This is a genomic window from Streptococcus cristatus (assembly GCF_001588905.1).
Taxonomy (GTDB): Bacteria; Bacillota; Bacilli; order Lactobacillales; family Streptococcaceae; genus Streptococcus; species Streptococcus cristatus_N.
In genome coordinates this window covers 42,210-63,836 of record NZ_LAWH01000026.1, presented here as the reverse complement: position 1 = coordinate 63,836, position 21,627 = coordinate 42,210, and the positions used below count along the sequence as shown (strand labels likewise).

Here is a 21,627-nt window from a genome sequence, read left to right as displayed (position 1 = left end):
CTAAACTGAGCTAGGCCTCACACCTAGCTCAGACAGAAGTTCCACTTTATCTACTTTGTAAATTTTAATAACATATAACACGAGGTAATATCTTATGGCAAAAATTGTTGAATGTATTCCTAACTTTTCTGAAGGCCGCAATCAAGCGGTCATTGACGGTCTAGTGGAAGTAGCTAAGAGCGTGCCAGGCGTAACACTTTTGGACCACTCTTCTGATGCCAGCCACAACCGCAGCGTCTTTACCCTGGTCGGTGACGATCAAAACATTCAGGAGGTTGCTTTCCGTTTGGTTAAATACGCTTCTGAAAATATTGACTTGACCAAGCACCAAGGTGAACACCCTCGTATGGGCGCAACTGATGTCCTGCCTTTTGTACCGATCAAGGACATCACAAGTGAGGAATGCGTAGAAATTGCGAAGACCGTATCTGAGCGGATCAACCGTGAGCTCGGTATCCCTATCTTCCTCTATGAAGATGCAGCGACTCGTCCTGAGCGCAAGAACTTGGCTAAGGTTCGTAAAGGGCAGTTCGAAGGCATGCCTGAAAAACTCTTGGAAGCTGACTGGGCTCCTGACTATGGTGAAAGAAAGATTCACCCAACTGCTGGTGTTACTGCTGTCGGAGCTAGAATGCCGCTCATCGCCTACAACATCAACTTGGATACAGACAATCTGGAAATTGCCAACAATATTGCCAAAATCATCCGTGGATCAAGCGGTGGTTACAAGTACTGTAAAGCGATCGGCGTTATGCTGGAAGACCGCAACATTGCTCAGGTTTCTATCAACATGGTCAATCTGGAAAAATTCCCACTCTATCGTGTTTTTGAAACTGTTCGCTTTGAAGCCAAACGTTACGGAGTTGGAATCCTCGGCTCAGAAGTCATCGGTTTGGCTCCAGCCAAGGCTTTGATTGACGCAGCAGAATACTATCTGCAAATCGAAGACTTTGACTACAGCAAGCAAGTTCTGGAAAACCATTTGCTGGGCTAGGAGGACTGAAACCTATGAAATTAGTAGATTTAAGCTTGACAGAATTTGCCCAAGTCCTAGGCTCAGATGCTCCTGCACCAGGAGGTGGCTCTGCCGCTGCTCTTTCAGCAGCGAACGGTATTTCCCTGACTAAGATGGTCTGTGAATTGACCCTTGGCAAGAAAAAATACGCAGAATTTGAAGCAGACATTGCTCAAGTGCACGCAGAAAGTGCCCGCCTCCAAGAAAGCCTGCTCGCAGCTATTGACAAGGACACTGAAGCCTTCAATCTAGTCTCCGCCGTCTTTGATATGCCTAAGGAAACAGAGGAAGACAAGGCTGCCCGTCGGGAAGCTATGCAACAAGCCCTTAAGGAAGCGACCAAGTCACCTTATGGCATGATGGAAGACATCTTGGCTGCCCTGCAAACAACTCAAAAGGCTGTCGGCAAGTCCAATACCAATGCTGCCAGCGACCTGGGAGTCGCAGCTCTCAATCTTAAGGCTGGTTTGCAAGGGGCTTGGCTCAATGTCCTCATCAACCTGTCAGGTGTCAAGGATGAAGCTTTTGTCGCAGACTACCGCAGCAAGGGTGAAGAGCTCCTACAAAAAGGCTGCGCTCTAGCCGATGAAATTTATCAAGAAATTTTGAAAGTTGTCTAACAAATAAACGGAAGAGAAGCTCACTCTTTCCTGTGAATGGACTTCCTCTTCTCAAGAGGTAACAATATGGTTTTATCAGATATTGAAATTGCGAATTCGGTTCAAATGAAGCCCATCAAAGAGGTGGCAGAAAAGCTAGGAATTGCTGAAGACGCCTTGTCTCTTTATGGAAATTACAAGGCAAAAATCAGTGCCGGCCAACTAGAAGCCTTAAAAGACAAGCCAGACGGCAAACTGATTCTCGTGACAGCCATTTCTCCGACACCAGCTGGAGAAGGTAAGACTACGACTTCTGTCGGATTAGTCGATGCTTTGGCTGCTATCGGTAAAAAAGCCGTTATCGCTCTGCGGGAACCTTCACTCGGACCTGTCTTTGGTATCAAAGGCGGAGCTGCTGGTGGCGGGCACGCTCAGGTGGTGCCTATGGAGGACATCAACCTCCACTTCACTGGTGACTTTCATGCCATCGGTGTTGCCAACAATCTGCTGGCTGCCCTCATTGACAACCACATCCATCATGGCAATGCCTTAGGCATTGATTCTCGCCGCATCACTTGGAAACGGGCGGTGGATATGAATGACCGGCAACTTCGCTACATTGTAGATGGCTTGCAAGGCAAAGTCAACGGTGTCCCGCGTGAAGACGGTTTTGATATTACAGTTGCTTCTGAGGTTATGGCTATTCTCTGTCTGTCAGAAAATATTACCGATCTCAAAAACCGTTTGGAAAAAATCATCATTGGCTACAGCTTTGAAGGCAAGCCAATAACTGCTAAGGACTTGAAAGCTGGTGGCGCTATGGCCGCTGTGCTCAAAGACGCTATTCATCCAAACTTGGTTCAAACTCTGGAACACACGCCAGCCTTGATTCACGGTGGACCTTTTGCCAACATTGCCCATGGCTGTAACAGTGTCCTAGCTACCAAGCTGGCTCTCAAATATGCCGACTACGCAGTCACAGAAGCTGGTTTCGGTGCTGACTTAGGTGCTGAAAAATTCATTGATATCAAGTGTCGTACATCTGGTCTTCGTCCAGCGGCTGTAGTTCTGGTTGCTACCATCCGCGCTCTCAAGATGCATGGTGGTGTGGCTAAGAGTGATTTGGCTGAAGAAAATGTCCAAGCCGTTGTAGATGGTCTGCCAAACTTGGAAAAACATCTGGAAAACATTCAAGATGTTTATGGATTGCCAGCAGTCGTTGCCATCAATAAATTCCCGCTGGATACCGAAGCAGAATTGCAAGCAGTTTATGACGCCTGCCAAAAACGTGGAGTTGACGTCGTGATTTCCGACGTCTGGGCGAATGGCGGAGCCGGTGGTAAAGAGTTGGCTGAAAAAGTCGTAGAACTGGCCGAAGGAGACAATCATTTCCAATTTGTATATAATGAAGAGGACTCCATTGAGACCAAGCTGAACAAAATTGTTACTAAGGTCTATGGAGGCAAGGGCGTTCGCCTGACTCCTGCCGCTAAACGCGAGCTCAAACAACTGGAAGAGCTGGGCTTCTCCAACTATCCTATCTGTATGGCTAAGACTCAGTACTCCTTCTCAGACGATGCTAAGAAACTGGGCGCACCTAAAGACTTTGTCGTGACGATCAGCCAGCTCAAAGTTTCTGCTGGTGCAGGCTTTATCGTTGCTCTTACTGGTGCAATCATGACCATGCCAGGATTGCCTAAAGTGCCGGCCAGCGAAAAGATTGATGTTGACAAAGACGGCAATATCAGCGGTTTGTTCTAATCATTACAAAAAATGGCAAATATAACTCTTCTAAAATCAAACGATTTTCAAGTTTCCAATTGGTCGGGGGGAAAGACAAAACAACTTTATCTTTCCCCGCCAACTGGCCACTATGGCAAGCGGGAGTTTGACTATCGGCTCTCAACAGCGACTGTGGAGTTGGCTGAAAGTCAGTTTTCTGACCTCAGCGGCTTTCACCGCATTCTCATGAGCTTGGACCACACACTTCATCTCAACAATGCCAGTCGGCAGGAGGAAACGGTTCTAGCCCCCTTTACCCCCTATTTTTTCGAAGGGAGTGATTCTATCACAAGTCGTGGGACTTGTACCGACTTTAACTTAATCTACAGCGACCATTATCAGGGACAGATGCTTACCATCTCGGATGGACAAGAACTTAGCCGAGATGACGAAATTCAATTTATCTATGCCTTGAGTGATCTGATGGTGACAGGAACAGACCTGCCATCGCTTAACCTAGAGACAGGGCAACTTCTGATAGTGGAAAAAGAGACTCAGGAAACTGAGCTGCAAATAATGTTTTCGAGTAACCAGCCAACGGGTGCTCCCCTTGCTATATGGGCTGGTTTGACCCATATCCCTACTAAGTAAAGATACAAGGATGTCCTATCATCGTTCTATCTTTACTTGGAAAGGATCCCACATCTCTAAAGGAGAAACATTATTATGAATGCGACTAAACTCACTGCACAAGAACAAGAGCGAGAAAATGCGAAATTCAGCTTTTCTGGCGCTACTCTCTATGGTATCAATGCTGTTATCGGTTCAGGAATTTTCCTCCTGCCTCAAAAGATTTATAAAGGACTGGGTCCTGCTTCTCTAGCTGTCATGCTGGGAACTGCCATCCTCGTTATTCTCTTAGCCGTCTGCTTGGCAGAAACTGCTGGTTATTTTAATAAAAACGGCGGAGCCTTCCAATATTCCAAAGCAGCCTTTGGGGACTTTGTCGGATTTAATGTTGGCTTCCTAGGCTGGGCGGTTACCATCATCGCTTGGTCTGCTATGGCAGCAGGATTTGCGCGACTTTTTGTCATTACTTTTAAATCCTTTGCCCCCTATGAACTTCTACTCAGTGTGAGCCTGATTATCCTACTCAGTCTGATGAATATATCAGGTCTTAAGACCTCCAAAATGTTCACCTTGACCGCAACCGTAGCAAAGCTCATCCCAATTGTCGCTTTCAGTCTATGTGCGATTTTCTTCATCAAAGGAGGAATTGACAAAGGAAACTTCACTCCGTTTCTTCAGCTAGAACCTGGCGTAGATATCATGAAAGCCATCTCTAGTACAGCGATCTACATTTTCTACGGTTTCATCGGATTTGAAACCATGTCTATCGTTGCTGGTGAAATGCGCAACCCAGAAAAGAATGTGCCTCGAGCTATTTTGGGCTCTATCAGTATTGTCTCTGTTCTCTATATGCTAATTATCGCAGGAACTATCGCCATGTTAGGCAGCCGAATCCTGCAGACAGATGCCTCTGTGCAAGATGCCTTTGTCGAAATGATTGGCCCTGCTGGAGCATGGATTGTTTCTATTGGAGCGCTGATCTCTATTGCTGGACTTAACATCGGGGAATCTATCATGGTCCCACGTTATGGTGCAGCCATTGCAGATGAAGGCTTGTTACCTAAAAAAATCGCTGAAACCAATGCTAAAAACGCCCCTGTAATTGCTATTATTATCTCCGGACTTTTGGCCATCGCCTTGCTCTTTACAGGAACATTTGAAGTATTAGCGGCTCTCAGCGTAGTCTTCCGCTTCTTCCAATACATCCCAACTGCTCTAGCCGTATTGGTATTGAGAAAGAAATATCCAGATAAGAAAGTGGTCTTCCGCGTTCCATTTGGTCCTGTCATCCCAATTTTAGCGGTTCTAGTCAGCCTCATCATGATTTGGGGTGAAAACCCAATGAACTATGTCTATGGTCTCATCGGTGTCCTTGTCGCCAGCGCAGTCTACTATATCTACATAGTACTGATTTGTAAAAATAAAGTTCTTGAACAAAAAGGAGAATGAATCTTATGACACATGTAATCAATTTGGATGGCGAACACCTTACTTTAGAAGATGCCATTGCAGTAGCTCGTCATGGAGCTATCTGCGAAATCAACCAAGAAGCTAAGAAAGCTGTAGAAGCTTCCCGCAAAATCGTGGATGACATCGTCCGCGAAAAGCGGGTGGTCTACGGCGTTACGACTGGATTTGGCTCCCTCTGCAATGTCAGCATCTCGCCAGAAGATACGACTCAACTGCAGGAAAACTTGATTCGCACCCATGCTTCAGGATTTGGCGATCCTCTTCCTGAAGATGCAGTTCGTGCTATCATGTTAATTCGGATTAATTCTCTGGTCAAGGGCTATTCTGGTATCCGGCTCTCTACTGTCGAAAAGCTCCTGGAATTGCTCAATAAAGGCGTCGTGCCTTACATTCCGGAAAAAGGCTCTTTAGGAGCTTCTGGTGACCTAGCACCGCTGGCTCACATGGTTCTGCCTATGTTAGGACTAGGCCGCGCTTATTATCGGGGTGAATTGCTCTCTGGACAAGAAGCTTTGGACAAGGCTGGTATCGAGAAAATTGCTCTAGCAGCTAAGGAAGGGCTGGCGCTGATTAACGGAACGACTGTCCTGACAGGTATCGGAGCACTCGCTACCTACGATGCCATCCAGCTGCTTAAACTGTCAGATGTCGCTGGCGCTCTTTCTATGGAAGTCCATAATGGTATTACCAGTCCTTTCGAAGAAGACTTACATACCATTCGACCTCAGAGTGGACAGCTGGCTACAGCCCGCAATATCCGCAACCTTTTGGAAGGCAGTGGCAACACAACCGTAGCCACTCAACAACGGGTCCAAGACCCTTACACCCTGCGTTGTATCCCGCAAATTCATGGTGCCAGCAAGGACTCTATCGCTTATGTTAAGACCAAGGTTGAGATTGAAATCAACTCTGTTACAGACAACCCTATCATTACTAAGGAAGGTCATGTCATCTCAGGCGGTAACTTCCACGGAGAACCAATGGCACAGCCATTCGACTTCCTCGGCATCGCTATTTCTGAAATCGGCAATGTCTCCGAGCGTCGTGTAGAACGTCTGGTCAACAGCCAACTGAGCAAGCTTCCCTCCTTCTTGGTCAAACACCCAGGACTCAACTCTGGCTTTATGATTACCCAGTATGCTTGTGCTTCGCTTGCTTCTGAAAACAAGGTTCTAGCTCATCCTGCCAGCGTAGACTCTATCCCATCTTGTGAAAACCAAGAAGACTTTGTCAGCATGGGAACTACTGCAGCACGCAAGGCAGCTGAAATTCTCAAGAATTCCCGCCGCATCGTGGCAACAGAAATCATGGCAGCCTGCCAAGCTCTGGATCTGAAACCAGAAAACCATGAACTAGGTAAAGGAACTAAGCCAGCCTATGACCTCTTCCGTCAGCATGTCCGCTTTATCGAGTTTGATAAGGACATCGAGATCTATGAAGAACTCAACAAGGCTTCTGAGCTGATTGAGAGCGATGAATTCCTAGCAGCCGTTGAAAAGGCTGTGGACTTGAGCATTCAGTTCTAAAGCTGATGACTCTGTAAAAAACTAACCTAAGAAGCCCGCTCTCATGCAGTTGGGCTTCTTTTCCCGCCAAAAACCATTGACAGGCTTAGCGGAAACTCTTATAATAAAGTCGCAACTATCGTTATCAAAAAGGACAAAATTATGTTAGAAGATTACTATCAGCTAGACAACCGTTACTATCAGCGAGGTCCAGAAGACAATCTATATACTGCTAAGTGGGGCATGGTCATTGAGTTTCTGGACTTAAATGATCCTAGCCTAACCCCTTTTGAAGGGGTAAACTTTGCCCTGATTGGCTTCAAGAGCGACAAGGGTGTCTATATCAATAACGGCCGAGTGGGAGCAGTTGAAGGTCCTCAGACCATTCGAACTCAGCTGGCCAAGCTTCCTTGGCATCTAGGTAGAAACGTTCGCGTCTTTGATGTTGGCGATATTGACGGTCCTAACCGCTCTCTGGAACAACTGCAGCAAAGCTTGGCGCGAGCAGTCAAACGCCTGCGAGAGCTTAATCTCCGACCCATCGTTCTAGGGGGCGGCCATGAAACAGCCTACGGCAACTATCTAGGTCTCAAGTCGTCGCTAAATCCTGACCAAAACTTAGCTGTGATCAATATGGATGCCCATTTTGACCTACGCCCCTACGATCAGACGGGTCCCAACTCCGGTACCGGTTTTCGTCAAATGTTTGATGACACCTTAGCTCAGAAACAGATCTTTAACTACCTCATCCTAGGGATTCAGGAGCATAATAACAATCTCTTTCTCTTTGACTTTGTAGCAAAATCCAAGGCTATCCAGTTCCTGACTGGAATGGACATCTACCAAATGGGTTGCAAGGAAGTCTCCAAGGTGGTTGATGCTTTTCTAGCCGATAAAGAGCAGGTTTATTTAACCATTGATATGGACTGCTTTGCAGCTGGCGCCGCTCCTGGTGTCAGTGCCATCCAGTCGCTCGGTGTGGATCCCAATCTGGCTGTGCTGGTCTTCCAGCACATCGCTGCGTCAGGCAAGCTAATTGGCTTTGACATCGTCGAAGTCTCTCCCCCTCACGATATAGACAACCATACGGCTAATCTAGCGGCCAGTTTTGTCTTTTACCTAACCCAAGTCTGGGCACAAGTACATGACTGATGGGCATTTAAAAACTTCATTACAAACATCAAAAGAGGATGAACATTGCTTTCATCCTCTTTTATTTGTGTTCAATTCTTAAGACAAGGTCCGACGTAAGTTTTCTAATTCCTTGAGCTGGTGCCGGTCACGGTAGGGATTGAGCTGGCTTTTAGCCGTTTCATAGTAGGTCTCAAAGTCCTGATCTAGTAAATTTTCAAAACCAGCTTCCTGCAATCTACCAGCTAGCTGGCGATACTTGATCACAGCCATCAGATAGTAGATTAAGCCTTTGTCCCGCGGATTGCCATAGCGACTAATGAGACTATCCTTTTTCCGCAGCAGATCAAGCACCGGCTGGTAATCCCCCTTCTCGCAGCCAATCAAGGCCAAATAAACTTCCAGCTGGGTCTCCTTCCAAGGAAAGCTGAGCGACTTCAGGGCTGCTTTCGCTTTCAGCAAGATTCGCTCCGCCTGTTCATAATCTTTTAGCTGATAATAAGTCAGACCCAATCCTATGTAGAAAGCAGAAATCGAAGGCTCTGCTGTTTTATTTTCCGTCAGCTCAATCGCCTCTTTCTGATGAGCCAGCGCTGTCGTGAAATTCCCACGAATCTGCTCAATCTCTGCCAGATAATCTAGAGCCGCCGCAATCTGAATCGAATACTTTGAGCGCAACGAAGCCGTCAAACTAAAGCAATCGATAGACTGGTAAAGATGTCGGAGCGACTGCTCCTCATCTCCAATCATGAGATGATACAGTCCCTTAAGTCGAAGATTCATTGCAATAGCTTCGTGATTATTGGCCTGGACCGAAGCATCCAGAGCCAACTCCGTATAGTAGCGCATCTCAGGGATATTCTCCGTCTGGATGCAATAGTAGATCATCTGCCGATAGCCTTCTAGGAGAAAATCCATCTGCTGCAGCTCTTTAGCAGAAGCAATCACCTGCTGGATATTGTCCATCCCCTGCTGGTAATTCCCCGTCCGGATAGCATAGCGCCCTTCCAGATAGAGGAAGCGGAGAACCAATAGCTGAAAATCTTTGTGATTCTGGTGTTTTCTCTCTAAGTCCTCTATCTCCCGGCGGATACGATCAAACTGGTCCAAAACCGCTGACTGATCAGTATCATCCGTCTTTTCAATAAAGCCAAACTCCCGCGAATAAATCGGAAAGAGCTCATGATGAAACTGCAAGGTAGCCTCGAGATAATGCAACTCATACTCCATAGACTTAATCGGTTGTTTGGACATCTTATAATGATAGGCAATGTCATTGAGCAGCTGGGCATGATAAAGAGAGGCTCCCAGCTGGTCTTCCATGCCTTGGGCAATCTGGTGATGTAGCATTCGCTTCTTGGCAAGTGGTAATCGCTCATAAGCATAAATCCGCAAAAGTTCCTGGCTGAATCGTAAAACCAATTCCTCCTGCTCCTCTTCTATTAAAAGCTGTTTTTGCCCAAATCCTTCAGCAATTTCGACTACTTCTTCCACAGATAGGCCTAGCAACTGAGCTAAAAGCGCTACCGAAGCAGGGGAACTAAAGCAAGCCAGATAGTCAACCAATTCCTCCTCCTGGCTGCTCAAATAGTCCAATTTCAGAGATAGTTTTGCTTTAATAGCTGAGGTCAATGGCTGGAATTTCTCACCCCGAAGAAGCTGTTCCGCATACTCCGACAGAAAGAAAGGAATGCCCTGACTGACCCGATAAATAGCCTCAAGCCGTTCTTCAGATATAGCTAACTGTCCCGTCTGGGCCTGCAAATACGCCACACTAGACTTAAAATCCAGCGGCTGCAGTTCAATGCAGTCTAGCTGACTACGAAGCAACAAGTGATTGAAAAAACGGCCAAGATAAGGTGGCGTACTCAGATGCTTAGTCAACACAAAGGCTACTGGATAATCCCTCAAATGGTTCATAACCTGCTCTAAAACAGCCACACTAGCCTCATCCATCCAGTGACAGTCCTCAACCAAGATCACCAGAGCCTTTTTCTTGGAAATCTTTTGCAAAATATCCAGCACAAACCGAGCCAGACGATCCGTATTCAGCTCAAGATCCGAAGCTTCACTTGCCATCATCGGAAAATAACTATCCAAAATAACCTGCCACTGGCTAGTCGAAAGGATCTGATGCTGAATAACTAAGTCGCCCAATCCATCTAGCAGACTGCGCCAAGGCTGTAATCCAACCGTCATTTCTTCCTTGAAGCACTCTGCCATAACAATCTGGAAATACTTGGTCTGATTAGCCAGTACTTGTCGGGTCACTGTCCGTTTACCGATGCCAGTACCACCGACTAAGAGCAGCGCACGAGGCTCTTGCCTCTCTATAATCTTAGAAAAATAAGATTCCAAACGCTTGATTTCATCCACTCGGCCAAAGAAGTGGTCTGTATTACGTAGAAATTGCTTGATCTTACGCTCACTGCGATCCTTGGCCATCACTTCATGGTACAGCTGTTGAATTGCTTCATTCGGACTAATCCCCAATTCCTTGTCCAAGAGATTGACCAATTTATAATAAGTCTCAATCACCTTACCAGGTCGATCATTCTCCTGATAAAGCTTCATGAGCAGATGATAATTCTTTTCATCAAACTCATCAATACTGATCATACGACGCAGATTTCGCTCTGATTCCTCCAAATTCGACGGATCTTTTTCCAACTTTTGGTAGCAAGCCTGGATATAGAGCTGCTCATATCGCGTCCGCATCTTGGACACCCAATAATCAAAAGCCTCGCTGTCCTTGAGATAGAAGCCCTGCAGAAAATCGCCCTGATAGAGCGACAGATGCTCCGCTGGATGGTCCGTGAAAAGTTCTACATCGCTTTCAATCGCACACTCGAGATTAAGCGACAGCACAGTCCGGTTGGGAGCAATAATCCATTCTCCTCCCAATAGCTTGTTAGCCTGATAAATGGTATTCCGCAGATTCTTTTTGGCGGTCTGATTATCCTTATTTTCCCAGAGGATCCCTGCAATCTCCTCCCGATTGACTGTTCCATTGATATGGAGATAATAGAGCAAAGCATTGATTTTGGCAAAAGGAAAAAAGACCTCCTCTTGATTGAGAAAGACACTCGGACTTCCCAGCAATTTCAACTTCAAACGATTTCCGGTCATGTAAACGCCTCCAAGAAAGCTTATAAAACTAATATAAACAAAATAAGACATTTTAGCAAGCAAGAAAAAACGACTCTATCATTTATCAGCTTCTAAATGATCAAAATCTATAAACAAAAACCACTAAACAGCAAATGAATCTGATTAGTGGTTTCTTCATTCATCTTAAAAAGATTGAACGGATGGGGTATGGTTAAAGAGCGCATGGGTCGCCTTATAGATATGGTAAGCTGTTGCCGCGTTATTCATCGTATAGAGATGGATCCCTGCTACATCATGGGTCACCAAATCGACAATTTGATCCACCGCATAGGCTAAACCAGCTGTCCGCAGGGATTCTGGATCATGTTCATACTTATCCAGAATCGCCTTGAATTTGCGCGGAAGATGAATATTCTCACACGTTTTCAAAAGGCGAAGCGCTTGGTTTCGGTTAAGAATAGGCATGATCCCTGCATGAATCGGAACATCAATCCCTGCCAAGGTACACTTATCTTGGAAATCATAGAAACGTTCATTGTCAAAGAAGAGCTGAGTGACAAGACTAGAACAGCCCGCATCAACCTTTTTCTTTAGATTCTGAATATCTGAGATCTGGTTTGGTGAGTCTGGGTGACCTTCTGGATAGCAAGCACCGATGATGTCAAAATGTGGTGCTTCTGTCTTGATATACTCAATCAAGTCAGTCGCATATCTAAAATCATCCTTAGGAGCCACATCTGGAAAAATATCGCCTCGCAAAGCCAAAATCTGATTAACCCCAACACGATCCAAAGCCTGCAAGATATTGGATACCATTTCCTTGGTTAGATAAACAGCTGGCAAATGGGCAATCGTCGGAATCTCAAGGTCATTGGAGATGAACTCAGCCAAACGAACCGTTGTCTCCTCAATATCAAATTTATTATTGCTGGCAGTCACACTGATAAAGTGGGGAGCCAGATCTTGCATCTCCCTCAACGCCTGAAAAATCTTATCATTGCCTACTGCCGGATTAGGAGGAAATACTTCAAATGAGAGACTAGGAGTTTGGCGATTCACCATAGAGATAAAATTCCTTTCAATCTACTAACTATCAGCCTATAACAAACCTGCAAACAGCTTTGTTGCAGGTTTATCAGAGCTGAGTTTAAATGTAGAAATAATATTAATTCAGTTTTTGTCTAGCTGCTTTAGCCGCTTCTACAAGGCGGATCAAGCTTTCTTTTGTTTCTGGGATACCACGTGTTTTCAAACCACAGTCAGGGTTGATCCAAACCTTCTTGCTTGGTACTTTAGCAAGGATCGCTTCGATTGTGTGGTCGATTTCGCCTTCGTTTGGCACACGAGGAGAGTGGATATCGTAAACCCCAGGTCCCACTTCTGTTTGGAAGTTTTTCGCTTTGAGTTCGTCCAAGATTTCAAGGTTTGAACGGCTTGCTTCAAAGGAAATAACGTCCGCATCCATGTTGTCGATAGCTGGGATGATATCTGTAAATTCTGAGTAACACATGTGAGTGTGAATTTGAGTATCTGGCGCAACTGTAGAGTGTACCAAGCGGAAGGCAGGAATTGCCCAGTCAAGGTAGTCTTCGTACCAGTCGCTACGACGGAGTGGCAATTTCTCACGAAGGGCAGCCTCGTCGATTTGGATGATCTTCACGCCAGCAGCTTCAAGGTCAAGAACTTCATCTTTGATAGCAAGAGCGATTTGAAGTGTAGAATCCTTGATAGAGATGTCTTCACGTGGGAATGACCAGTTGAGGATTGTAACAGGTCCAGTCAACATACCCTTAACAGGTTTGTCAGTACGGCTTTGAGCATAGCTAGACCATTTGACAGTGATTGGGTTAAGACGAGTGACATCACCCCAGATAATTGGTGGTTTAACCCCACGCATACCGTATGATTGTACCCAACCATTCTTAGAGAAGAGGTAACCTGACAAGTTTTGACCGAAGTACTCAACCATGTCGTTACGCTCAAATTCACCGTGTACCAACACGTCAAATCCAACTTCTTCTTGCCATTTGATCCATTCATCAATCGTTTCAGCAAGAAAGGCATCGTATTCTTCTTGTGACAATTCGCCCTTACGGAAGGCCAAGCGTTTGGCACGAACTTCTTTTGTTTGAGGGAATGAACCAATCGTTGTTGTTGGAAGAGCTGGAAGTTTGAAGGCATCTTCTTGGATAGCTTCACGTTCTGCAAAGGCTGGCAAACGAGTGTAGTCAGCATCTGTCAAGCCAGCGATACGCGCACGAAGTTCCGCATTTTCACCAACACGTTCAGTCGCAAAGAGTTCTTTGTTAGCTGCAAGTGCTTCTGCGCCTTGACCGTTGCGGATAGCATCCAAGTCACGCAATTCACCCAATTTTTCAACCGCAAAGGCGAAGTGGTTCAAAATAGCTGGTTCAAAATCTTCGTTAGCAGTTGTAAATGGTACATGAAGAAGAGAGCAAGAAGTCGTCAAGACAACTTTTTCAGCTGGAACTTGATCCAAGATTTCCAAGCTCTTTTCATAGTTGTTACGCCAGATATTCTTACCATTGACAATACCCGCATAAAGAGTCTTGTCAGCTGGGAAGCCACCTTTAACCAATTCAAGAGTTTTCTTACCTTCTACAAAGTCAAGACCGATCGCATCTACTGGCAAGTTCACAAGGTCGGAGTAGACGTCACGAACGTCACCAAAATAAGTTTGAAGCAAAACTTCAAGACCTTTTTTGTCAGCCAAGAGTTTGTTGTAGAGATTCAAGAAGAGAGCTTTTTCTTCAGCAGTCAAGTCTTTGACAAGAGCCGCTTCGTCGAGTTGAATACGAGTCGCACCAAGTTCAGCTAATTTAGCAAAGACTTCTTGGTAAGCAGCTACAAAGCTATCTACGAAGTCTTCTGCTTTCACACCTTCTTCAAAGTCTGACAATTGAAGGAAGGTGAATGGACCCACAAGGACAGGACGAGTGTTCAATCCAAGTTCTTTGGCTTCTTGGAACTCATCAAAAATCTTGTGACCTGCAAGTTTAACTTGAGTATCTTTTTCAAACTTAGGAACGATGTAGTGGTAGTTGGTGTTGAACCACTTCTTCATCGGAAGAGCACGCACATCCCCTTTTTCTCCTTGGTAACCACGCGCCAAGGCAAAGTAGCGCTCAAGGTCAGTCAAGTCCAAGTTTTGAACAGAAGCAGGAACCACGTTGAAAAGGAAGGCTGCATCTAGGAAGTTGTCATAGTGAGAAAAGTCATTTGATGGGATTTCAGTGATACCCTTTTCTTTGACAATGTTCCAGTGTTTGGCACGCAAGTCTTTCGCTGCTGCCAAGAGTTCGTCTGCTGATATTTCATTTCTAAAGTATTTTTCAGTTGTAAATTTTAATTCGCGGAATTCACCCAAACGAGGGAAACCAATGATAGTCGTTGACATAAACGTCCTCCAAAAATTGTTGTTGAATCTATCTTAACAGAAAATCTGCCCTCTGTATAATTGGAATTTCCCAGAGTTTGATATAGTTTAAAACTATATCACTATTATATACAAAAGAAAAAGATTTGAGACACGTGTCTCAAATCCCTTTTTTTGCTTGTTTTTAAGTTACATACTAGTTTATAGATTAAAACAGGCTATCGCTAATTCTTATAAACAACTATGACTTGTTATTAGAAAAGACTATAGGTTATCTAAATTTTGATATTTTTGATTTCTCTTATCGCTTTTTAATAAAATGAGCGAATCAATTGGAGTCCTCTGCTAACTATACTAAACTTTAAGCATCTTTTCATCTTCTAAAAATTTCCTGACACTTAAGATACAAAGTAATAATTTTCTTTTAGTTCTCGGAAGCGATCAAAACTGAGAATGCCCTCATTTTGTAATCTTCCTAGAACAATACTCGGGTGAATATTTATTTCTTCAGCAAATTGAAGGATGTCTGACTTATCAAAGTTTCCTTTTTCTACAAAAGTTTGATAGTCTTCAGGGTTTATCAAAAGATCTTTTGCAAACTGGTCTGCCTGTTCCTCAGAACGTCGGTATGAGTCACTGTTTCCGTCTTCAGATGAAAAATCGTTCTGTAAAATGTGCCCAATCTCATGGAAAAGTGAGAACCAGAAAATATCGGATGCCTTGTTTCGGTCTGTCAATAATAGCAAGGCACTACCATTGCTGAATTTTTTTGTAGCACCATTCAGATTAGCATTTGCCAAAGCAGGTAGACCTACTAGGACAACACCACAGTCTAGCAAGATATCATACAAGCGTTGAGGAAAAACTTCTGGGTCTTGTCTCGTCAACTTTCTCAAAGCTGGCAAGCTTCTCTCTAGCTTTCTACGATTGAGCTTGGTAGTTGTTGTATCACGTGCTTTTTTAGATGCCAACTCCAGCATGATATTGGAGTTGACTATACTTTTAGGCGTAAACTCACGTGTATTCCGATAACTCACTAGATGATTGAAAGTTAAGAGGTTTTCTAAACTTGCCACACCTAAAATCTTGCGAAGCTCGACAATCTTTTCTTTCAAAGTATAGCGTTTGTCTGGAACGTAACCTTCTTCCTTAAAATACTTGAAATCAATCATCTCACAGATTTCTTTCTCGCTACCTTCTTCTAGCTCTCTTTGTTCTGCAATCTCTGCAACCTTTACATCGTAAGTATTCTGAAGATTGAGCCAGGTTTGCATGGAAACTCCGCTTAGCTTGGCTAACTTATGAGCCGTATCCTTACTAATAGACTCCTCAGCATTGACTATTTTGCTGACAGTCTTTGCCGAAACTCCCAAACGTTCCGCAAATTCTTTCTGCGTTACGTTATAATCTTCAATCAACTCTTCAACATACTGACCTGGATGAAAAGCAATCAGGTCTTTATATTCAACAATTTTATTACTCATAGTGATTGCTGACCTCCTCTATTTTTAGGATTTCGATTTCAACGGGACTTGGAAATACCTTTCCAAGATCCTCCTCACGAAATTCCACAATCAACCGATAGGAAATATAATCTGTTAATCGACAAATTGCTCTCTAAATTATATCTTCAATAATATTGAACTTTTCAATTACTATAAACATTATCAATAGAAAAATTCTGAGCTGTTTCATTAATGACAATTCTCTTATTGACACATGGATTTATACTAACACAATCTATACTTTCATGATATACATACTCTAAGATAAATTGAACAAAATCATTTGGAAAAAAAATTCTCTTAACTGGCAATCTAATTTCATTTATAAAAGTTTCTAAATCTGATTGTCCCGAGTAACTTTCATCTGTTCCATTTTTTTTATTCCTTAGATTCAATCCTTTGTGCATATGTTGTAGCTCGTGTACTCGTTCTTCATATCCTGTTTCATCAAAATCGATTCTTATATAATTCATGAAACAATATAGTAAAGCTTCATATCTATCTGACTTAGAAGGTCTACCTGCTAATGCATCATCATTAATAGATGGAATATAAGATAAACTACATTTTACGACACTACCCTGACTATCAAAACAATAATAAAAGCTAATAAATGAATCATCTAACAATTTCAACTGCCAGTTTCCATTGTTTTTTATTTCTCTATACATTTCATCATAGTTTTCATAAGTAAATTTACCTGTTTTTTTCCCAATTATATAATTATTATTTATTAGAGTCTGACGATTAATATTTTCATACTTTTGAAATTCTAAAATATAAGAAGAAACAGGTTTTAGATTAGATAAACACTCTAATTGTTGCCTAATTAATTCTAATTCAGTCATTTTTTGAACCCAATTTTTGTTTTAATAATTGTTCTAGAATTTCAATCGGTAGTTCCTGAGCAGCAATAATATTATTTTCCAATTTCTCATCGCTATCTCCCATAATCCTAATTGATTCTTTTTGTTGCTCTGTAGGATAAATGAATTCAAGTTTATAATCATGATCTCTAGTTGCTTCAATTTCTTCTTTCAGAAAATCAACTGTTCCTCCATATAACCATACTTTAACTTTGGCCCTTGTCATAGCTGTGAAAATTTCATTTCTATATGTACTATTTCTATTCGACGTTTGAATTTTATTACAGTTTATTAAATACACTAAATTTGCTTCATTGCCTTTTGCTCTGAAGACAGTAGTATAAATAATAGAATTTTCTGATTTTGTCATTGAAGGTGTTTTGCCACTTACAAGTTTTATATGAACATTTTTATTTAATTCGGTATTATATAATAATGCATCAAATTTTAAGCTAAATTGATTATAATTCCTTGTTAAATTATTTCCATCCATATCAATTAACATAATATCACTTGGTTTTACATCCTCTTCTAGAAGCAAACGAATTATTTCTTCAGCAACTATACTATTTTGTTTTGCCATATCAGATACATAAATTGGTGCATCTATCTCTATTTCAGTATTATTCTCTTTAGTTCTTTCCAATACAATATGATTTCCTGCTTTGAAATCTTGTCCGATATTTTTATATCCCATATCCAGTAGTGTAGTTTCATCTACAAAATTTACCAAGGGAGTTTCTGACGAATCAACAACTCTCCTATAAACCCCTAAACCTATTGCATGAGCTGTAGTAAGTATTTCTTTTGGTGCCCTATAACTAATATCCAGATTAATATCCTTACATCTAGAACTTTCTCCAAATATATCAACTTTCGAAGGTATAGAAACTTGTGCTCTCAATGATTGTAGTTCGTCATAAGCATAAATTAAGTACCCCGTACGAACATCTCTTTTAAGTGTTTCTAATGCCAAATGGAAAAAATTAATCCCAAAATCTTGTGCCTCATCAATAAAAATATAATCATAAGTTCCCTTATAATCTATCTGCTTCCTTAGTTCTTCATGTAAATTTTTACATACAAACTCAAAAGGATCCTCTCCGCTAGCCTTTTCTACAGCTTCGCTATAATTAAAATACTCACTATCAGTTTGTTCACAAATATCAGAATAAAATCCTCTACTTCCTTTCCCTCCCCAAGAATGAAAAATTTTAATATGTTCAAAATTTGGCTCGTTATACCTATCATAATCTTTATAAAAATCTGTAAACATTTTTATCATACTACTTCGTAAAGAAGTTGTATAGAAAACAAATGCAATCTTTAAATCTGGCTCTTGAAAATGTAAATAAGCCATTTTTTTTAGCATGAGAATAGTTTTCCCACTTCCAGCAAGTCCTCTAATTCTCTGATGAGAATCAATTGTACTATGAACCATATTGAACTGTGTTTCATCATATTTTCCAATATAATTATTTCTTTTTTTAATTAAACTACCTAAAGTTGCTTCCGAACTTATTTCTCGCTCATCAGTTTTTGTTAAATTAAATGATTGCTGAATTGCTCGATTAACTTTTAATAACGTTTCCTCAGATAAGATATCATTACCTTCAAATGTCTCAACACTTAATTCTGTAGAGGTATTTAGTAATTTTACATAATCTCTAAAGTTTAAAGTGATATCTACTAAACTAGAATCTTGTGATAGATAAGAAATAAGACTATTTGAAAATACTTTTTCTTCAATATCATTCTCATAAAGAAGATAGATCCCTGATTTTAACAATATAATTGCTTTTAAAAAATCTTTTCTACCATTTTCATTTATAATTGGATAACCACAATATATATCTCCATAGTATCCACTGCTTTCTAAAATCATTATGATATTTTCTATCACTGACTGAGTTTTTTTACTCAATCTCGAAGTTTCACCAAATTTACTAATCATTTTTTCCTCTATTTTTTTATAAACCTGTCCATTCATCACCATTGGCAAAAGCCAATCTCGAATTTGGGTGAGTTGTTCATTTTCTTACTGTTTTTTAGCTATCTCTTTAATGATATTATTAGAAAAACAATAATATATATAAAATATCATTTGAAGTGATAGTTGCTTTTACATTTTTAATCATATCTTGTGAAAGATTATCACTTGCAGAACCAATACTTAACTTAACAAGATACTGAATGCAAGTACTCAATTACATTTTTGATATAATACTGCACACTAATATCTAATAATATAATTGCACATATTACGTAGTTTATTAACGCTTCAAAAGTCAGAAAATTAACTTTTCTCGCTGTAGTTCCGTACATAGCAACTAAAATTGTCCCACTTGGAAATAGTTTTGCACTAGAATTATATAATTTTTCTTCTGTAATAAAATTAGAAGTACTTGTAATAACTGTTTGACTTCGTTCACCTCTATTTATCCATGGTACTCTCCTTCTACATAGTATGAACTATTTGTAGTTTCGGTATTCCTCTAAGACCTGTAAGATCAATATCTGCTTTCTTCTCCACTCCCCACCCCTCAGGGATTTCGCATTTGAGTTTTTTGCTATAGAGCACCTTTCCGCCTAACGTTTTGTAGGGTTTGCCATTCTGGTCAGGGAAAGCAAATTGCACAAATCAGTAGTCATAGAGGTACTTAGCCATAGCTTACAACTCTTAGGTAATTGGTTATTTATAAGAATCTTTCTATCAATTGAAGATAACAATTCAACTATCCTAATATTTCTCATGAACCTTGATTTTCATTTTTGATAAAAAGTCAATATTCATATTATCAATAGATTACTTTTGTAACCGATTTTATTTTATCATAATCTACATACTTTTTAAATATAGCTAAGCAGAAATCACCAGATAAAGGAAAGTAAACTTCAGAGATACTATCAAAGATAATTTCTTTTACAACTACTTAATAGTTGATGGACTTTGGAACAAACGGTTTCTATGACACTTTCTTTGAGAGGATCTTTTGGCAGGATCAGGAACAAAAACAGGCATCAAAATGAAGCCACTAAACTTCATTTTTTCATCTACTTGTGTCCCCTTCGACTTCCTTCTCCTTCTCCACAACAAACTCTCTGACCAAGCGGTAGATAACTGCAAAGATAGGCGTGAAGAAAATCATGCCGACCAAGCCAAAGAGGTTACCCCCAATCAGGGCGGCGGCAAGGGTAAAGAGAGTTGGGAGACCGACGGACTGGCCGACCACGCGCGGATAGATGATATTGCCCTCAATCAGCTGCACCAGCTGAAAGACTGCAATCGAGAGAAGGGCTTTCCAAGGGCTGTCGGTAAAGATAAAGATAGCACCCAGAGCACAAGCAGAGAAAGGCCCAATGTAGGGGATGAAAGAGAGTACTCCAGCCAAAACTCCTGTCAGAGCCGCATAAGGTAGACCTGTCAAAGAATAGGCGATAAAGACCAAAACACCAACAATGACGGCCTCTATCATCTGCCCCATCAGGAACTTATCATAGGTCTCAACAATGACAGAACCCACATAGGATAGGCGTTTCACAGCTTTCTCAGGAAGCAGAACCTGTAAGAGACGACTAGTGATCGTCTGCAAATGCTCCTTGCTGCTCAAGAAGGCAAACATGAGAAAGATTGACATAATAACGGAGAAGAAATTTCCAAAGATGGCAGAAATATTGCCTGTCAGACTGCCCAGAAGAGAGATGGCTCTGTTGACAATACCACTGTTTTGCAGCTGCTTGGTCAAATCTTTCAACTGGCTAGAGGAAAGCAAGCCAGACTGCTGCAGCCACTTGGCTACCTGAGGTGCTACTTTGCCGATTGTTGCGCTCAGCTGATTGACCGCTGTGGTCAGAGTCGGCACGACGATAGAGACAATCCCTGTCATAATGAGAGCTAAAATCAGCACCTCCAAAACCAAGGCCAGACTGCGCTGCAACTTCTGAGGGACTCGGCATTTGTCCAAGAGGTCTTCCAGCTTTTTCATCGGGACATTGAAGATAAAGGCCAATACTCCGCCCAGTATAATAGGTGAAAATACCGACGTCAGGCTTTGCAGGCCAGACCAGATGTTTCCGATATAGAGAACCAGAGCCAGAGCAAGCGCCGCAAAGACGATGAGTTTATAGGATTCATTGATTTTTTTCATAAGACTTCCTTTACAGTTTTGTCATTTCCTTATTTTATCATAATTTTCAAGGCCTTTCGAGCAGGAGAAAGTCAGCTGCCACACTTGTCAATCAACTTTTTCGTCGTTCTTAAATTTTGACAAATCTAGAAGATATAGAATTCCTGAGATGATAGATAGAAGTCCTGAAAAAGTAAACAGAAAAGAGATAAAGCCCATGATGGAGGCGCAGAATAGAAGCTCATGACTCGTCTTATTGACTCTTGGGTCGTTGCTATAATGATACATTCCAACTATAGAAAGCCCCAAAAGTAGCCAGCTGGTCAGTATAACAACCTTGCCCCAGCCAGGGTTTTCAACCAGTGTGGGAACCAAATAAATAATTTCCCAGTGCCATCTATTAGAAGAAGCGTAAATGATCTGAAGGCCTCCTAAAATGCCAACAATTCCATTTATCCACAGCAATTTGTTTGATTTCATAAGCATCTCACTATTTTTTTTTTAAAATAGTATACCGAGCCACTCTCTAATCTGTCAACTATTACAAAA

15 protein-coding genes and 1 pseudogene are annotated in these 21,627 nt (G+C 41.8%); 7 read left to right on the top strand and 9 right to left on the bottom strand.

All coding sequences use genetic code 11. From position 1 onward, the window contains the following. The first annotated feature begins 94 nt into the window (after positions 1-94). The 7 genes from ftcD to hutG all read left to right on the top strand — a co-directional run bounded on the left by ftcD (position 95) and on the right by hutG (position 8,093). Positions 95-994 (top strand): glutamate formimidoyltransferase, encoded by a 900-nt coding sequence (gene ftcD, locus A0765_RS05355; RefSeq protein WP_062005130.1) that lies wholly within the window; start codon positions 95-97, stop codon positions 992-994. Between the two features lie 14 nt (positions 995-1,008). Continuing rightward, a complete protein-coding gene (locus tag A0765_RS05350) occupies positions 1,009-1,635 on the top strand; it encodes a cyclodeaminase/cyclohydrolase family protein (protein ID WP_062005128.1) in 627 nt (208 codons plus the stop codon). Positions 1,636-1,701: 66 nt separating this feature from the next. Beyond that, on the top strand, positions 1,702-3,375 hold the full coding sequence (locus tag A0765_RS05345) for a formate--tetrahydrofolate ligase (protein WP_062005122.1): 1,674 nt from the start codon (positions 1,702-1,704) through the stop codon (positions 3,373-3,375). Positions 3,376-3,387: 12 nt separating this feature from the next. Next, positions 3,388-3,987: a HutD/Ves family protein gene (locus A0765_RS05340; protein ID WP_062005119.1), complete on the top strand. Its 600-nt coding sequence runs from the start codon at positions 3,388-3,390 to the stop codon at positions 3,985-3,987. A gap of 75 nt (positions 3,988-4,062) precedes the next feature. Continuing rightward, positions 4,063-5,415, top strand: coding sequence for an APC family permease (locus A0765_RS05335; protein WP_062005117.1), 1,353 nt, complete (start codon positions 4,063-4,065; stop codon positions 5,413-5,415). Positions 5,416-5,420: 5 nt separating this feature from the next. Continuing rightward, the gene (hutH, locus tag A0765_RS05330; RefSeq protein WP_062005144.1) at positions 5,421-6,962 is read left to right on the top strand and encodes a histidine ammonia-lyase; all 1,542 of its coding nucleotides are present in this window, start codon (positions 5,421-5,423) and stop codon (positions 6,960-6,962) included. Positions 6,963-7,103: 141 nt separating this feature from the next. After that, entirely contained in the window at positions 7,104-8,093 is a 990-nt protein-coding gene (hutG, locus tag A0765_RS05325) for a formimidoylglutamase (protein WP_062005115.1), read from the top strand. A 78-nt stretch (positions 8,094-8,171) separates the two neighbouring features. On the opposite strand, the gene A0765_RS05320 is transcribed toward hutG, so the two are convergent. The 9 genes and pseudogenes from A0765_RS05320 to A0765_RS05285 form a co-directional block, all read right to left on the bottom strand. Then, positions 8,172-11,201, bottom strand: coding sequence for an ATP-binding protein (locus A0765_RS05320; RefSeq protein ID WP_062005113.1), 3,030 nt, complete (start codon positions 11,199-11,201; stop codon positions 8,172-8,174). A gap of 165 nt (positions 11,202-11,366) precedes the next feature. After that, entirely contained in the window at positions 11,367-12,245 is an 879-nt protein-coding gene (gene metF, locus A0765_RS05315) for a methylenetetrahydrofolate reductase [NAD(P)H] (RefSeq protein WP_045497984.1), read from the bottom strand. Between the two features lie 103 nt (positions 12,246-12,348). Continuing rightward, positions 12,349-14,601: a 5-methyltetrahydropteroyltriglutamate--homocysteine S-methyltransferase gene (gene metE, locus A0765_RS05310; RefSeq protein WP_062005111.1), complete on the bottom strand. Its 2,253-nt coding sequence runs from the start codon at positions 14,599-14,601 to the stop codon at positions 12,349-12,351. Between the two features lie 377 nt (positions 14,602-14,978). Continuing rightward, a complete protein-coding gene (locus tag A0765_RS05305) occupies positions 14,979-16,064 on the bottom strand; it encodes a HigA family addiction module antitoxin (protein ID WP_062005109.1) in 1,086 nt (361 codons plus the stop codon). Next, positions 16,057-16,167, bottom strand: a pseudogene (locus A0765_RS09970) (addiction module toxin RelE); the annotation flags it as partial. The gene A0765_RS05305 and the pseudogene A0765_RS09970, both read right to left, overlap by 8 nt. 61 nt (positions 16,168-16,228) lie before the next feature. Then, entirely contained in the window at positions 16,229-16,933 is a 705-nt protein-coding gene (locus A0765_RS05300; RefSeq protein WP_062005107.1) for a DUF2290 domain-containing protein, read from the bottom strand. Next, a complete protein-coding gene (locus tag A0765_RS10630) occupies positions 16,926-18,947 on the bottom strand; it encodes a DEAD/DEAH box helicase (RefSeq protein ID WP_062005105.1) in 2,022 nt (673 codons plus the stop codon). Before A0765_RS10630 ends, A0765_RS05300 begins: the two co-directional genes overlap by 8 nt. Positions 18,948-20,001: 1,054 nt before the next feature. Beyond that, positions 20,002-21,099: an AI-2E family transporter gene (locus A0765_RS05290; RefSeq protein ID WP_062005103.1), complete on the bottom strand. Its 1,098-nt coding sequence runs from the start codon at positions 21,097-21,099 to the stop codon at positions 20,002-20,004. 87 nt (positions 21,100-21,186) lie between these two features. Beyond that, positions 21,187-21,558: a hypothetical protein gene (locus A0765_RS05285; RefSeq protein WP_062005101.1), complete on the bottom strand. Its 372-nt coding sequence runs from the start codon at positions 21,556-21,558 to the stop codon at positions 21,187-21,189. Between the last annotated feature and the right edge of the window lie 69 nt (positions 21,559-21,627).

Bases quoted from the DNA above. Each gene is read 5' to 3' on its own strand.
- hutG (WP_062005115.1), top strand. From the start codon at position 7,104: ATGTTAGAAGATTACTATCAGCTAGACAACCGTTACTATCAGCGAGGT.
- A0765_RS10630 (WP_062005105.1), bottom strand. From the start codon at position 18,947: ATGGTGATGAATGGACAGGTTTATAAAAAAATAGAGGAAAAAATGATT.
- A0765_RS05290 (WP_062005103.1), bottom strand. From the start codon at position 21,099: ATGAAAAAAATCAATGAATCCTATAAACTCATCGTCTTTGCGGCGCTT.
- A0765_RS05320 (WP_062005113.1), bottom strand. From the start codon at position 11,201: ATGACCGGAAATCGTTTGAAGTTGAAATTGCTGGGAAGTCCGAGTGTC.
- metE (WP_062005111.1), bottom strand. From the start codon at position 14,601: ATGTCAACGACTATCATTGGTTTCCCTCGTTTGGGTGAATTCCGCGAA.
- A0765_RS05300 (WP_062005107.1), bottom strand. From the start codon at position 16,933: ATGACTGAATTAGAATTAATTAGGCAACAATTAGAGTGTTTATCTAAT.
- A0765_RS05285 (WP_062005101.1), bottom strand. From the start codon at position 21,558: ATGAAATCAAACAAATTGCTGTGGATAAATGGAATTGTTGGCATTTTA.
- ftcD (WP_062005130.1), top strand. From the start codon at position 95: ATGGCAAAAATTGTTGAATGTATTCCTAACTTTTCTGAAGGCCGCAAT.
- A0765_RS05335 (WP_062005117.1), top strand. From the start codon at position 4,063: ATGAATGCGACTAAACTCACTGCACAAGAACAAGAGCGAGAAAATGCG.
- A0765_RS05345 (WP_062005122.1), top strand. From the start codon at position 1,702: ATGGTTTTATCAGATATTGAAATTGCGAATTCGGTTCAAATGAAGCCC.
- A0765_RS05340 (WP_062005119.1), top strand. From the start codon at position 3,388: ATGGCAAATATAACTCTTCTAAAATCAAACGATTTTCAAGTTTCCAAT.
- A0765_RS05305 (WP_062005109.1), bottom strand. From the start codon at position 16,064: ATGAGTAATAAAATTGTTGAATATAAAGACCTGATTGCTTTTCATCCA.
- A0765_RS05350 (WP_062005128.1), top strand. From the start codon at position 1,009: ATGAAATTAGTAGATTTAAGCTTGACAGAATTTGCCCAAGTCCTAGGC.
- metF (WP_045497984.1), bottom strand. From the start codon at position 12,245: ATGGTGAATCGCCAAACTCCTAGTCTCTCATTTGAAGTATTTCCTCCT.
- hutH (WP_062005144.1), top strand. From the start codon at position 5,421: ATGACACATGTAATCAATTTGGATGGCGAACACCTTACTTTAGAAGAT.